Source organism: Neptunitalea lumnitzerae (genome assembly GCF_027924185.1).
In the GTDB taxonomy this organism is placed as follows: Bacteria; Bacteroidota; Bacteroidia; order Flavobacteriales; family Flavobacteriaceae; genus Neptunitalea; species Neptunitalea lumnitzerae.
This window is the reverse complement of the sequence record NZ_BRVO01000001.1, coordinates 1054325-1067928: the sequence shown is the minus strand read 5'-3', so window position 1 is coordinate 1067928 and position 13604 is coordinate 1054325. Positions and strand designations below refer to the sequence as shown.

General features: G+C 33.5%; 16 protein-coding genes and 2 tRNA genes. 8 read left to right on the top strand and 10 right to left on the bottom strand.

Translation table 11 applies throughout. From position 1 onward, the window contains the following. Positions 1-80 precede the first annotated feature (80 nt). The 4 genes from Y10_RS04740 to Y10_RS04725 form a co-directional block, all read right to left on the bottom strand. Positions 81-641, bottom strand: coding sequence for an HNH endonuclease (locus Y10_RS04740; RefSeq protein WP_281764213.1), 561 nt, complete (start codon positions 639-641; stop codon positions 81-83). A 46-nt stretch (positions 642-687) separates the two neighbouring features. Continuing rightward, entirely contained in the window at positions 688-2217 is a 1530-nt protein-coding gene (locus Y10_RS04735) for a bifunctional GNAT family N-acetyltransferase/carbon-nitrogen hydrolase family protein (RefSeq protein ID WP_281764212.1), read from the bottom strand. 451 nt (positions 2218-2668) lie between these two features. Beyond that, on the bottom strand, positions 2669-3520 hold the full coding sequence (locus tag Y10_RS04730; RefSeq protein ID WP_281764211.1) for a mechanosensitive ion channel family protein: 852 nt from the start codon (positions 3518-3520) through the stop codon (positions 2669-2671). A 124-nt stretch (positions 3521-3644) separates the two neighbouring features. Continuing rightward, the gene (locus Y10_RS04725; RefSeq protein ID WP_281764210.1) at positions 3645-3830 is read right to left on the bottom strand and encodes a CsbD family protein; all 186 of its coding nucleotides are present in this window, start codon (positions 3828-3830) and stop codon (positions 3645-3647) included. Between the two features lie 245 nt (positions 3831-4075). On the opposite strand from Y10_RS04725, the gene trxA reads away from it, so the two are divergent. From trxA to Y10_RS04685, 8 genes are all read left to right on the top strand, one after another. Next, complete coding sequence (trxA, locus tag Y10_RS04720) at positions 4076-4393, top strand: thioredoxin (RefSeq protein WP_281764209.1); 318 nt, start codon at positions 4076-4078, stop codon at positions 4391-4393. 111 nt (positions 4394-4504) lie between these two features. Further along, the gene (locus Y10_RS04715) at positions 4505-5434 is read left to right on the top strand and encodes a DUF58 domain-containing protein (RefSeq protein ID WP_281764208.1); all 930 of its coding nucleotides are present in this window, start codon (positions 4505-4507) and stop codon (positions 5432-5434) included. Positions 5435-5573: 139 nt separating this feature from the next. Beyond that, positions 5574-5647, top strand: a tRNA-Asp gene (locus tag Y10_RS04710). A 265-nt stretch (positions 5648-5912) separates the two neighbouring features. Beyond that, positions 5913-5986 (top strand) — tRNA-Asp (locus Y10_RS04705). Positions 5987-6218: 232 nt separating this feature from the next. Next, on the top strand, positions 6219-6890 hold the full coding sequence (locus Y10_RS04700; protein WP_281764207.1) for a hypothetical protein: 672 nt from the start codon (positions 6219-6221) through the stop codon (positions 6888-6890). A gap of 33 nt (positions 6891-6923) precedes the next feature. Further along, entirely contained in the window at positions 6924-7541 is a 618-nt protein-coding gene (locus Y10_RS04695; RefSeq protein ID WP_281764206.1) for a hypothetical protein, read from the top strand. Position 7542: 1 nt separating this feature from the next. Beyond that, positions 7543-8268, top strand: a complete 726-nt coding sequence (locus tag Y10_RS04690) for a sensor histidine kinase (RefSeq protein ID WP_281764205.1) — start codon at positions 7543-7545, stop codon at positions 8266-8268. After that, positions 8253-8927 carry a response regulator gene (locus Y10_RS04685; protein WP_281764204.1) on the top strand — a complete coding sequence of 225 codons (675 nt, stop codon included), beginning with the start codon at positions 8253-8255 and terminating at the stop codon, positions 8925-8927. The genes Y10_RS04690 and Y10_RS04685 overlap by 16 nt, the downstream gene beginning before the upstream one ends. On the opposite strand, the gene Y10_RS04680 is transcribed toward Y10_RS04685, so the two are convergent. The 6 genes from Y10_RS04680 to Y10_RS04655 form a co-directional block, all read right to left on the bottom strand. After that, positions 8919-9761 (bottom strand): glycoside hydrolase family 25 protein, encoded by an 843-nt coding sequence (locus Y10_RS04680; RefSeq protein ID WP_281764203.1) that lies wholly within the window; start codon positions 9759-9761, stop codon positions 8919-8921. The genes Y10_RS04685 and Y10_RS04680 overlap by 9 nt on opposite strands. Before the next feature lie 2 nt (positions 9762-9763). Further along, positions 9764-10225, bottom strand: coding sequence for a DUF2589 domain-containing protein (locus Y10_RS04675; protein ID WP_281764202.1), 462 nt, complete (start codon positions 10223-10225; stop codon positions 9764-9766). Beyond that, complete coding sequence (locus Y10_RS04670) at positions 10222-10419, bottom strand: hypothetical protein (RefSeq protein ID WP_281764201.1); 198 nt, start codon at positions 10417-10419, stop codon at positions 10222-10224. Before Y10_RS04670 ends, Y10_RS04675 begins: the two co-directional genes overlap by 4 nt. 21 nt (positions 10420-10440) lie before the next feature. Further along, the gene (locus Y10_RS04665) at positions 10441-11052 is read right to left on the bottom strand and encodes a DUF2589 domain-containing protein (protein ID WP_281764200.1); all 612 of its coding nucleotides are present in this window, start codon (positions 11050-11052) and stop codon (positions 10441-10443) included. 76 nt (positions 11053-11128) lie between these two features. Next, positions 11129-11785, bottom strand: coding sequence for a DUF2589 domain-containing protein (locus Y10_RS04660; protein WP_281764199.1), 657 nt, complete (start codon positions 11783-11785; stop codon positions 11129-11131). 279 nt (positions 11786-12064) lie between these two features. Further along, positions 12065-13603, bottom strand: a complete 1539-nt coding sequence (locus Y10_RS04655) for a PepSY-associated TM helix domain-containing protein (protein WP_281764198.1) — start codon at positions 13601-13603, stop codon at positions 12065-12067. Position 13604: the final 1 nt, after the last annotated feature.

Genomic DNA, 13604 nt, shown 5'->3' with positions numbered 1-13604 from the left:
TAACCCTTCTACCAAGGTGTGCATAAAAAAAGCCCTTTAGAACATACTAAAAGGCTTTATATAAGTAATTGTATTCATATTTAAGGCTCTACATGACTCCAGTTTTCACCAGATTTAATTCGATACAATTGCATTTCAGAAATACCAAACTGTTTTGCTAAAATACGTAATCTGGTTCTTCTATTGGGGTCGTTAATTTTACGTTTTAAAAGTTTTACCTTGGCTTCTGTTAACTTACTAAAACTAGGCTGCGTTTTTTTACGTTCTTTACCAGCAATCACCGACGGATTCTTCATGTTATGCTTGGTTAACTCTGAACGAGTTACCCATGCCAAGTTATCAACATGGTTGTTTACCTTATCAAAGTCGTTATGAATAACAAACTTTTTACCTTCTTCATTTTGCAAAAAAAGTTCAGCAACGGCTCTGTGAATATATACCAATTCGTTTTTATCATTCTCTTTCTTGGCCATAAAATATTCGTAACCAGACACCTGATATGTTTTTAATAATTTAGGATCTTTAAAATCCTTTGGACCAATTACTCTACCGTAATTAGACACCTTAAAAACCTGTCCTTCTTTCCAATTTTTCTTTCGGAACTCCTTCCATTCCTCGTTTCTTAGATTAATCAAATTCATTTTAACTGTGTTTAGGGGATTATTAATTGTTTGATTTATTTCATACTCATTTTTTTAATTTAACTTCATAAAGGTCATTTCTTCGATCTTTCAAAATTTTCACACTTCCAAACTCATGTAGTTCTTTTAGTAAATCCATATCTACATCTACAATAAGTGTCATTTCGGTATTTGGGGTAGCCTCTGCTTTTACACCGTTTGTAGGGAACGAAAAATCTGATGGTGTAAATACCGCTGCCTGTGCATATTGAATATCCATATTATTAACCTTGGGCAAATTCCCTACGCAACCTGCAACCGCCACATAACATTCGTTCTCTATAGCTCTGGCTTGGGCACAATTTCTTACGCGGGTATATCCATTTTGCGTATCAGTTAAAAAAGGCACAAATAGCAACTGCATACCTTGGTCTGCCATAATTCTAGACAATTCAGGAAACTCTACATCATAACAAATCATAATACCTATTTTTCCACAATCGGTATTAAAAGTTTGAATGGTATCTCCTCCCACCATTCCCCAATGTGCCACCTCATTTGGGGTAATATGTATCTTCTTATACATTTCAGAAGTACCATCTCTCTTACACAAGAAACCTATATTATAAAGCTTACCATCTTCATCTATATGAGGGGTACTACCTGTAATTATATTAATGTTATATGAAATGGCAAACTCTTGAAACTTCTCTCTAAGAGAACCACTATATTTAGCCAACTCTCTAATAGCATCACTCTCAGATAAGTGATTATAATCCGCCATTAAAGGTGCTGTAAACAACTCCGGAAACAACGCAAAATCACTTCCGTAACCAGAAACTGCATCAATAAAAAACTCAGCCTGATCAAACAATGCTTCTAAGTTATTTAACGGACGCATTTGCCATTGAATTAAACCTAACCTTACAATCGATTTTTTGGCATTAATCAGTTTCGGACTTTCTTCATAATAGATATTATTCCATTCCATTAAAACGGCATAATCTTCAGAAGCGGTATCGCCTTCTAAATAACCTTTCATAACTTTCTTAACATGAAAGTCGTTATTTAACTGAAAGGTAAGCACAGGGTCATACAACTCCTTCATACGTACCATTTCAATATATTTTTTAGGTGTATACTGGTCAGATACTTTATTGTAATTAGGAATACGCCCTGCAAAAACTATAGACTTTAAATTCAGCGTTTCACAAAGCTCTTTTCTAGCATCATACAATCTTCTACCCAATCTTAGGCCTCTATACTCAGGATGAATAAATACCTCTATCCCATATAGCACATTCCCTTCTGCATTATGTGTACTAAAAGACGAATCTCCAGTAATCTCTTGGTACGTATGATTTGCTTTAAAATCGCGCAAATTCACAATGATAGAAAGTGCTGCACCAACTACTTTCCCATCTGCTAAAATTACCAATTGTCCTTCAGGAAAAACTGTCAACAGCTTTTCTATCTCATCCTCTTCCCAAAGTAAATCTGAAGTAGCACTATAAGCCTTGCTCATAGATGCTCTTAAAGCCCTAAAATCGTCTAGGTATAAATTTCGTAAATCAATCTTGTGTATTGTGGTCTGCATATAATCTGCACTATCATTTTAAACTTTGTACTGTTTAGCCCTCTCCCCCTTGTAAGTGTCAATTCTACTATAACCTCTTCAAATAGACAAAGAACACCTAATCTCATTTTAACACTGCAATCATAGTAAAATGAGGTTACTTACTTAATAATCAAAAAGGTATAGGATCTGAAGAACATTAAAAGATATTAACCTTTATAAAGCCTTCTCTTACAAATATAATTAATTAATCAATTGATTTGTAATCACAATCAGGCATGAACCTATAAAATTTTGTTAATGCTTTAAATTCAAACAATAAAGCTCTAAGCAAATATTTGTTTTATAATTACAAATACAAAGTAATTATTTAAAAACATTCTAAATTCATTACTGAAATTCAACACTTTAACAAATAAAAAAAGGGCTCTTTTAAAATTTAAAAGGGCCCTTTTTAACATTAAATGTTTTTTTATTTCTTGGATGCATCGAAGAAGTGGACATCCCTCTGAGGAAAGGGAATCGAAATACCCGCATTATCAAGAGCTGCTTTACAGTCTATAATTAATTGCTCTCTCATATCCCAAAACACATCGGTGGTTGCGGTAACCCTAACAGATAGGTTTACTGCACTATCCCCTAGTTCAGTCACTATCACCTGTGGCGCAGGATCGTCCATTGCATGCTGATTTGCTTTAATTACACCCATTAAAATTTCTTTTGTTTGGCGTAAATCAGCATCATAAGAAACTCCTATATCAAACCAAGTTCTTCTAGTACCCAGCTCTGTATAATTAGTAATACTACTATTAGAAAGCTCACCGTTAGGCACTACTACTAATTGGTTCTGTGGGGTGTTTAATTTGGTATTAAATATATCTATATACTTTACTGTACCAGACACTCCACTACTTGAAGAAATATAATCTCCAACCTTAAAAGGCTTTAAGGTTAAAATAAGTACTCCCCCTGCAAAATTAGATAACGAACCTTGAAGCGCTAAACCAATAGCCAAACCAGCCGCACCAATAATTGCTACAAAAGTAGAAGTTTGAACCCCCAATTGTGTTACCACTACAATAAAGAGCATTATTTTTAACGACCAGTTAATAAGATTCCCTAAGAATGTTCTTAAAGAAAGATCCACATCTCTCTTTTCAAATATTTTCTTAACTAGTCTGTTTATAATTTTTATAATCCATAAACCTATAACTAACGTTAACACTGCAGAAATTAAAGCACCCGCTATTTTAGGAGCATATTCTACCGTAACAGCTATAGCTTTATCCCAGTATTCACTTAAAGAGTTAATTTTATCTTCCATTTTCTATTTTTTAATTTTTAATTTTTAATAATTGAATTCAAATTTAACAACCTATTCTTAGTTAACACAAAAAAATAACACAAAATAGACTCATCTATTTTGTGTTATTCTCTAATTCAGGCTCTTAAAGAGATTGTAATTCTTTCTCTACTTCTTCCTTTCCTTTACCAGTTTTCTCTTGTAAAATTCCAACTAATTTGTCATATTCTCCTTCCGCAGCCTTTAAATCATCGTCTGTTAAAGAAGCATATTTCTTTTTCAAATCTCCTTTTACCTGGTTCCATTTTCCTTTTAACTCTAATGAATTCATAACTTTCTTTTTTTGTTTGATGTAAAGTTACAACAGCTAAGCGCTACCAGGTTTTAAGGCTTTACTAATCTTTGTTAAAACAATGTTAGTTATAGCCAATAGCAGTAATCGTATTTAATAAATGTCTATATTGTAGATGAATTATTAACAATACTAATTACACAATAAGGAAAACTTATTTTAGAATTGTAAGGTTCAGAAAAAATATTGACTAATTTCGCATATAAATTTAAAAACAAAAAAACATGGCATTAGAAATAACAGACGCTACGTTTGAAGAAGTAGTACTTAAAAGTGATAAGCCAGTAATGGTAGATTTTTGGGCTGCATGGTGTGGGCCTTGTAGAATGGTTGCTCCTATCATAGATCAACTTAATGAAGAATATGCAGGTAAAGCTGTAATTGGTAAGGTTGATGTAGATGCAAATCAAGAATTTGCTGAAAAATACGGAGTGCGTAACATTCCAACAGTATTAGTATTCCAAAACGGAGAAGTTGTTGGAAGACAAGTTGGTGTTGCTCCGAAAGATACTTATGCAGAAGCATTAGATTCTTTATTATAATACGTAAGACATTATTCTTATAAACACAAAAGGTTTGGCATATGCCAAACCTTTTGTATTTTAGATGCAACAACTGTAACCTTTTATAAAGGTTTTAATTCTATACTTACTTTGGATATACAAAAAGAACTTCAGAATGTTCAACTTTTTAAAAACCTAGATTTGCTTACCAACCAAGCAGTAGAAGGGTTTATAAGCGGTATGCACAAAAGCCCGTTTCATGGTTTTTCATCTGAATTTGCTGAACATGCTATTTATAACCAAGGCGAAAGCACCAAGCACATCGACTGGAAATTATATGCAAAAACAGATAAACTGTATACCAAACGCTACGAAGAAGAAACCAACCTAAGATGTCATATTATTATAGACAACTCTTCTTCAATGCATTACCCCATTATACGCAACAATACCTTTGAAAATTTGAACAAAATTGGATTTTCCGTATTGGCATCAGCAGCTTTAATGAATTTATTAAAAAGACAACGAGATGCTATTGGTTTAAGTGTATACTCTGATGAATATGAATTTTATGCGCCTGAAAAAGGTAGTGAAAGACATCACCAAATGTTGTTACATTACCTTAGTAATATGACCGTTAAACAGCAGCAAGACAAAACCACTAAAACTTACACCTACCTGCATCAAATAGCTGAAAAAATACACCGTAGAAGTATGATTATACTTTTTACAGATATGTTGCAGACAGAAACCGACAACGAGGCGCTTTTTGAAGCCTTAAAGCACCTTAAATACAATAAGCACGAAGTAATACTTTTCCATACCATAGATACCGCCACAGAGCAAGAGTTTGATTTTACCGACAAACCAAAACGATTTACAGATATTGAAACAGGAGATTTTATAGACCTGTACGCTGAAAATGTAAGAGACGTATACAAACAACAAATGGAAGCATATATTAAGGAAATAAAACTACAATGTGCTAGGTACCGAATTAAGTATGTAGATGCTAATATTAAAAACGATATTAATAAAGTATTGTTTACCTATTTAATAGAGCGCCATATTTTTGCATAACTGTTTATAAAATTTAGCCCCTGTAAACCAATTAATTAAACAAATTTTCATCTTAAAAACACATTTTATTTAAAAAAAACATCCATTTAATTTGGCAATAACATAATTGGATGTATATTTGCAACCGCAATACAGGAATGGTCTGGTAGTTCAGTTGGTTAGAATACCTGCCTGTCACGCAGGGGGTCGCGGGTTCGAGTCCCGTCCAGACCGCAAATTGCATAAAGCTCCAAGAACTTGGGGCTTTTTTTGGCAATAAAAAGTAGTTGTGTTGTTTAGATAAGCTTATTGCAAGTTTATCTTTGGTTTAGTAGTTAAACCAATGAAAAGCTTTCCTTATATCTGGAAGGCTTTTTTGCTTTTAAGAAATCCCGGAAAAGCTAGTGAACATCTAAATTTTAAATATTGAGTAAAAAATTATTCAATACTATTTGAAATATCAAAAATACGTGTATATTTGCACCCGCAATACAGGAATGGTCTGGTAGTTCAGTTGGTTAGAATACCTGCCTGTCACGCAGGGGGTCGCGGGTTCGAGTCCCGTCCAGACCGCAGAAATTGCAAAAGCCTTAAAGTTATCTTTAAGGCTTTTTTTATATTCCTATACTACTACTACTCAGATATACCTTCAACCAAAAACACACCAAACATAAACACCTGATTATTAAATAATAAAAAATAACGCTATTCATAAAAATAACTATTAATGTGTATAGATTCGTAATATGGTTTTCCTTACCTTGTAGCTATTAACCTACTTTAATTAGCTCTAAACTTTATTACAATGACACTTGAAGACATTAAACAACACATTAGCCAGTGGAATGAGGTGCGTACTACCAACCAAGCTCTTCCATTATTAACCCAAGGAATAAGTTTTAGTATTACTGAAGATCAGTTTTTAATATGGGAAGCATTGCAACCCGAAACTCTTAATTGCTACCTAGCTGTTGAAGACTCTAAAATCTTCTTTTATATTACTGATAGTGTAACCGATAAAAACGAAAGTTATACTCCAGGAACTAATCTTATTAAGAAAAACCTATTTAGAGAAGTTTCAGAAGAAACTCCCATTGCATTATCCTTAATAGAAAATGCAGTAGATGAAATATCTGCTACTGAAGCCAAAACCCGAATTTTAAATTGGGTATTATTTGCAGAATCTTGGTTTACCGAAATAAAAGATAAAGCAACCGAAATACCACGAGCCATTTCTATTCCGTTTGTAGATTTAAAAGAAGCATTTTCAAAAGATGTTACCAATGTAACCATTATACTAGCGCTTAATAAGTATAATGAAGAAGCTTATAAAGGGTATAATATGGATTTGATAGTGGTAAGTAATTCTCCGTTTAATACGGTAGATGATACCAACCAAAGCTTTATAGCCTTTTATGATGTTTGTAGACCCAAACCACCATTTGGTCAATCGGGCTTAAACCTATTAGATTCTTAAGTAGCGTACCTATTTACCTTTTACCTAATAATTATGGAAACCGTAAGCATTACATTAAGTAGCTTAGGCATTCTAATTTTATTAGCTGGTTGTACCTTTAGTATAGTAAGAAAAAAACGATATAATTTTTTATGGTATTTTTTATGCATCTTACTTATTGAGTGTTTGTCTCATGTAGTAGCCGATAATTTATTCCTAATCTCAATATCGTATTATATTCATTTTATTTTTCTGTGTAACTACATTAATGTACCACTATTAAAATGGAAAGCCAGTACTTCTAACATATTTATAGCTATCATGGCAATACCCATGATAGCTACTTTAGTAAGCACCTACTTCTTTAAATCATACATAGCTTTAGATAGGGTTATATACAATTTTACGCTTATTATATTAGCTATCAATGTACTTGTAGGTTACTTTAACGGCACTATTAACATGGCATCTTCCGTTATTACCATGATGCTAAGTATTATTGCGTTTTTTTCAATAGACTTTATCTTGGCTCTATCCTTTAATTACTTGATTAAGGAAAATTTAGACCTGGTTGGCTACTTCTGGTTATTTAGGCTTACCTTTTTATTAATTTACTACGGTACCACCGTCTATGTTACTACTACCACCAAACTGTCACAAAAAACTACCTGATATGAATTTTTCGCCAGACAGTTTAATTTTTGGAAGCCTGCTACTGTGTAGCATTTTACTCTTGGCTTTTATTGTGCTAACCAAAACGCACATTAAAAGAATTAGAGAAAATGAACAACATAAATTTACGTTGCAAAAAATTCACCATGACCAGCTTATTAAAAACAGTATTGATATTCAGGAACACGAACGTAAAAGAATAGCCGCAGATATACATGATGATTTAATTGGTAAATTAAGACACTTACAGTTTATGAGCACCAACGAAACTATCACTAACGAGCTAACCAAGTGTATTACTACCGCCAGAAATATATCGCACGATTTATCTCCCCCATTAATTAACGACACCAACCTAGAAGAGTTGTTAGCGTATTTTTTAGCACCAATAGAAAATTATTACAACATAAGTTTACATTGCTCATGCGTTACAGACACCCATATTGCTACCAAAATTAAACTGGCTGTATTTAGAATATTTCAAGAAGTGATAACCAATATAGAAAAGCATGCCAAAGCTAATAACATTGCCATTCTATTAAAATGTAACAAACGCTATATAGCCCTTGTAGTAACCGATGATGGAAAAGGCTTACCAGAAGAGCATAAGACCGGACTAGGATTAAAGAACATTGCCCTAAGGGCCTCTGGACTTAATGCTATGTATAAATTTAAAAACAACACACCAAAAGGCACCAAATTTACCTTGCTATGCAAACTAAAATAAATGTAACATTAGTAGATGACCATCAATTGGTAACAGACCTTTTGAAGGACTACCTTAATAAAACACCCGAAATTAAGGTAACCAATGCATTTTATAATGGCAACGACTTTCTAGATCATTTAAATGAGCATACCGCACCAGATATTCTTGTACTGGATTTAAAAATGCAAAATGGAAATGGAAAAAAGGTAATTGCTATTATAACCCAAAAATTTCCGGAGATTAAGATTATTGTACTTACCTCCTTTTATCAGCCCAATTACCTAGGATTTATGTTTCAATTAGGCGTACATGCCTTTTTACCTAAAGAACTCCCAAAGGAAAACCTGGTAACCATTATAAAAGAAGTAAAACAAAAGGGGTTTTATTTTGATAATGAACAAATGCTTACTTTACGCAAACAGATATCAAAAAAAACTCCCGAGCTTGTAACCGACACCAAAGAAATACTTACCGAACGAGAAATGGATGTATTAAAACTTTTATGTTTACAAATGACCGCTCAGGAAATAGCAGATAAACTTTTTATAAGTAAGAAAACAGTAGAAACACATAAGGCCAACCTTATACTCAAAACGGGCACCAAAAATACCGCCGGGTTAGTCATATTTGCAGCAAAAAATAAACTGATAGACTTAGATGAATTTCCGTTACTGTAACGAGGATTGAGTGGTGGTAGTTAGCTTTTGCAAACCTGCACGTGAACCATTGTACACATCATAATCTACCAACTCTACTCCGTACTGATAACTATCGGTTTTTTGCCAAAAGGTCCATTTATTATCCCAAATCCATGGGATTACAGGCGCTCGTACATTACGCCATTCGGCAATCCATAAAGCATATTTTTTAAAATAAAAATCATCTAAGTACTGTTCTAAAAAAACTAGGCTACCATAAATTATGGGTCTTTTACCTGTTTCTTTTTCAACTATTTCTAACCACTGTTTTAGATGGTCTTGAAACTCCTTTTTAGATATATCATCTACCTCTATACTACCTCTTTCAATATCTAATATAGGCGGTAACATATTGTAAAACGGAGCATGTAAACTATCTTGTGCTTTCACTACTTTTAGAAAAAACTGAGCCTGTTCAACCGGGTCTTTACCAGTATCATAAAAATGATACGCGCCCTTCACTATCTCTTTTGGTGTTTCTCTATAATTATAAGCAAACTTAGGGTCTTCAAAAATAGTTCCTTGCGTAGCTTTAAAAATCACAAAATCAATTTCATCATAGTTAGCACTATTGACTGCGAAATTTTGAAAATGAGACAAATCTAATCCGTTTACAGTACTATCTTTTTTAGCAGTTGTTACATTTGAAAGCTCATGCACAATTTCGGTTTTTTGAATATCAAGCAAGCTCTTTACATCTTTTCTGGTAAAAAAAGACACATCTCCCTTAATAACATAAAACAAGAGATAACAGAGTAAAAATATTACCGCACACTTAATAATAAAGTCTTGCCATTTAGATAGCTTTCTCATAATTATGTTGGTATTTGTGAACGTAACACACGCTCATATCCTTCAATCAGTTGCCCCAACCCATCCGATACTCTTTGCGGAGACAGTGTAAGTTCTAACTGAGCATCGGCGCTTCTTGCCTTTTTCTTAAACGGATTGATTCCTTCATTATCTTCTTTTTTGCCAAAGCTCACTAATAAGTTATCATCTCCGTCAAGTGCAATTTCAATATCGGTGGTAAACTTTAAATTTTCAATAGCAGCAGTACTAATAGGCACTAATGTAATTAAAGGCACATCTATACTGGTTGTTTTCAATCCTTCTTTTGTATTTACCGGATGTTGTATGGTTACGGTACGCGCTTTAAAACCATTTCCTTCCTTTTCAAAATACGTATCAAATATTTGCTGATGAGAATTATTGGCATTATTAGCTACTACCGTAGCTTCGTAAATAGCTTCTACTAATTGTTTAAACTGTATCATTTTTTCGCATTTAAAACTTCTGTCTTCATTCTTTTAAAATCGTCATAAAGCTTTTTAGCTTGGTCTAAACTTTGTCCTGAAATCTTTACTTCAGAAAAACAATTGGTACATTGAAACCCTACTCCTTGTAGTAATTGAGTTGGTTCAAAATATATAGTGCTTTTGCAAACTGGGCATGGTAACGTTTGTGTCATTATAGTATTGTTTATTAGTTATTATTCGTTTTCAGTTGGTTTTTCACGTTCCGTTGTAGAACTTGAAGCAGTATTACTATCTGCAGAAGAGGCAGTCCCGGTGCCTGATAATGAAATATTCTTGGTATATAAATCTAATATGGTAGTAAAACCCATTGGTAAGGGTACCGTTCCTCCATTCATTTCTACCGATAAATTAGCTTTACTATTGCTATTAAAAGCATTTTTACCTGCTGGCTTACTATTTTCATTCTTGGCATGGTAAGTTAAACCTCCGTGTAGTGTAACATGCTTATCGCCATCATCATTGCTATGGTTGATAGCAGTTAGTATTTCTAAATCAAACTTCAAATTAATATCTGTTACAGCTAGTGTATTTACAGGTAGAAGCGTTAACAAAGGCAACTCAAAATGAGAAACAATGGATTTCATTTCTCCCTCTACCAAAACATTTTTAGTAATAGCCATGGTTATCATCTTAGGCTTATACTTATCTCCTTCTACATCAAAACTATTCTCTATCAGAAATGAAGCTTGTTTTTTAGCCATCTCAGAACTCGCTTTAGCAGCTGCTACAAAAGGTGCTGATAATAACGATTGTATGTCTGTTTCTTTTTGCTGATCCTGATTCATAATTCTTTGGTTTAATAAGGCTCATGAAACCATGAGCCTTATATATTAACATAAAACCATATTAAAACATCTTGTCTTAACTATTTCCTCCACTGTCTTTACTTACACTAGGCATTTCAATAGGCTGAATGGAGTTTGTAAACGCTTCAATAATGGTATTTACGCCTTTAGGAAGCGGAAGTTGGCCAGCATGTACATTAACTGTATACTTAGCTGAGTTACTTTTTTGGTAATGTGTACTATGAGTTTCCGAATCTTTAGAGTCATAACTAGCCGACCCTTTAATTTCTACAGAGAATGGCCCCCAACCTGCTTTAGCTTCAAAAGAAGCAGTTCCTTGCTTCTCAGTAGAAGAAGTCTTCTCTTGTTGTTCACTAAAACTAGAGTTTACCTCCATCTCAAAATTGATATCAACGGTTTCCACTGCTAATGAATTAAGTGGTAAAATTGTTAATACTGGTAGGTTAAATGTAGTATCAACGATATCTATTTTTGGGTCATCCCCTTCTTTTGCAGGAGGTGTTATTACACCTCTCTTCAAAGTCATGTCAATCATAATAGGAGAATACCCTCCTTTATCTTCTTTTACAAAACAGGTGTTAAGTAAATATTGCGTCTGCGTAAATGCCATATTTGCATTTGCTTGAGCTGCAGCATTTAAAGGACCACCAATAAGCGCACCCATTGGCAAACCTGAAAACTGCTGTGCCATAGAGACTAAATTAGAATCCATAACGTAGAATTTTTAAGGTTATTAATATACCTACTCTATTAACAGGCTTTTCGGTTACCGCCCTGCCTTAATTAATTTTGTAGCTACATTAAACTTTAAAGACATAGCTAAGGTCTCTATATCTTACCAGAATTTTGTACGTAATAATATGTATTTGAAAAAAATAGGTAAAAGTCGCTACCTACATTTAAGTATTTAAAAACACTCCCTTTATAAAACAAAAAAATGCCCACAAAGGGCATTTTATTAGTTCTATTACAATAATATTGACAATCTATTCTATGTACTTTTAACCTTTAAAAAGCCGTAAAAAGTAAGTAAAGACAATACCAACCAAAATACATCTATAAAAAACGAGTGTATATTATTTTCTGCAAGCGCCAACCAAAACCAATTTCCAGTCATAACCCCATTAACTATAGGAACCATTAAACCAAAAAAACTGCCTAATAAAAGCGTATATTTGTTAGTAAACGTATTGTTTTTCTTCAGCATAAATAATACACTTAGTAACAACCATCCTATAAAATAAAACCAATACAGAAAGCTCATACCACTCCCCCCTTTTATTTTCACCACCAAAAAGGCTAGCGCTGTTATAGGATACATACTTAAGCAAATAGAGAGGTATATATTTGCTACACTATTATTATACCTTTTCTCCTTTTCAGGAGTATTCTTTTTATTACGGGCATTTAACCATATTAATACACCAGATAATATAACCACACACCCAATAATACCCATTACAAAACTAATAATGCGTAAAGGGTAGCCTGCATAATCTCCATAATGCAATCTGTAGACGGCAGTTTTAACCCCATCTAAATAAGAGTTACCTGTATATGGGTTCTTAATAACTGTTGCACTACCATCCGCTACCTTATAACTTACTTTTCCTATTCCGGTAAACCTACTATCGGGGTTTAACTGCCCCTCTACATATACATGCATATTAGCATCGGCATAGTTAAACACACCTATTTTTGTTACATTAAAATCTCGCCAGCTTTGTTTGGTTTCTGTAATGTATTTTTCTACTGAAAATGGTTTCCCTAAATCTTCACCCGCATATTCATAAACCGGATCTGTAAATTCTAAAGCTTGCATTAACTCTTGCTTGTCTTTATTAAAAAAAACTACGGCATAAGGAGCTACTAACAATAGCTGAATCATGAAAAAAGCACCTGTAATAGCATACACCAATTGAAACGGAAAGCCAATGGTACCTAAAGCAGTATGGGCATCTGTCCACAACACCTTTAGCTTAGCTTTAGGCCTGAAAATATAAAAATTGCTTACAATTTTATCCCAGTGTATTAGGATACCTGTAATAAGCGCAAACAGAAAAAAGAAAGCTGTAAACCCACTTAAATAATATCCATACGGATAAGGTATTTGTGCAAAAAAATGTAAACGATATAAAAACTCTCCTAGATTATACGATTCAGGATAACTTTGCTCTGTAAATTTTTCATCATGCAGATAGAAAAAAGCTCCTGCCCTATCGGCTTCAGCTATAAGGGTGTCTTTAGAAGCTCCTAAACTCACCGCAGGCTGGTGCTCTTCATAATACTTTTTAAAAGTAATATCTCTCCCTTTAAGCACATATCTAGTAGCCAACGTATCTAATGCCTCATCTATATTCAAGTGCATTTCTGTTGAAGAAACCATTGGGTCGTTTCGCTCCCAGTTCACAATTTCATCTCTAAAAAATGAAAACGAGCCTGTAAAGAAAATAACATACAGCAATACACTAATTACAATACCGCTAACGGTGTGTAAATGGAAAAAAATATTATATGGTCTGTTTTTCATA

What these genes read in the sequence shown, in the direction of transcription:
- Y10_RS04740 (WP_281764213.1), bottom strand. Translation starts at nt 641, where the DNA reads ATGAATTTGATTAATCTAAGAAACGAGGAATGGAAGGAGTTCCGAAAG.
- Y10_RS04735 (WP_281764212.1), bottom strand. Translation starts at nt 2,217, where the DNA reads ATGCAGACCACAATACACAAGATTGATTTACGAAATTTATACCTAGAC.
- Y10_RS04730 (WP_281764211.1), bottom strand. Translation starts at nt 3,520, where the DNA reads ATGGAAGATAAAATTAACTCTTTAAGTGAATACTGGGATAAAGCTATA.
- Y10_RS04725 (WP_281764210.1), bottom strand. Translation starts at nt 3,830, where the DNA reads ATGAATTCATTAGAGTTAAAAGGAAAATGGAACCAGGTAAAAGGAGAT.
- trxA (WP_281764209.1), top strand. Translation starts at nt 4,076, where the DNA reads ATGGCATTAGAAATAACAGACGCTACGTTTGAAGAAGTAGTACTTAAA.
- Y10_RS04700 (WP_281764207.1), top strand. Translation starts at nt 6,219, where the DNA reads ATGACACTTGAAGACATTAAACAACACATTAGCCAGTGGAATGAGGTG.
- Y10_RS04695 (WP_281764206.1), top strand. Translation starts at nt 6,924, where the DNA reads ATGGAAACCGTAAGCATTACATTAAGTAGCTTAGGCATTCTAATTTTA.
- Y10_RS04690 (WP_281764205.1), top strand. Translation starts at nt 7,543, where the DNA reads ATGAATTTTTCGCCAGACAGTTTAATTTTTGGAAGCCTGCTACTGTGT.
- Y10_RS04685 (WP_281764204.1), top strand. Translation starts at nt 8,253, where the DNA reads ATGCAAACTAAAATAAATGTAACATTAGTAGATGACCATCAATTGGTA.
- Y10_RS04680 (WP_281764203.1), bottom strand. Translation starts at nt 9,761, where the DNA reads ATGAGAAAGCTATCTAAATGGCAAGACTTTATTATTAAGTGTGCGGTA.
- Y10_RS04675 (WP_281764202.1), bottom strand. Translation starts at nt 10,225, where the DNA reads ATGATACAGTTTAAACAATTAGTAGAAGCTATTTACGAAGCTACGGTA.
- Y10_RS04670 (WP_281764201.1), bottom strand. Translation starts at nt 10,419, where the DNA reads ATGACACAAACGTTACCATGCCCAGTTTGCAAAAGCACTATATATTTT.
- Y10_RS04665 (WP_281764200.1), bottom strand. Translation starts at nt 11,052, where the DNA reads ATGAATCAGGATCAGCAAAAAGAAACAGACATACAATCGTTATTATCA.
- Y10_RS04660 (WP_281764199.1), bottom strand. Translation starts at nt 11,785, where the DNA reads ATGGATTCTAATTTAGTCTCTATGGCACAGCAGTTTTCAGGTTTGCCA.
- Y10_RS04655 (WP_281764198.1), bottom strand. Translation starts at nt 13,603, where the DNA reads ATGAAAAACAGACCATATAATATTTTTTTCCATTTACACACCGTTAGC.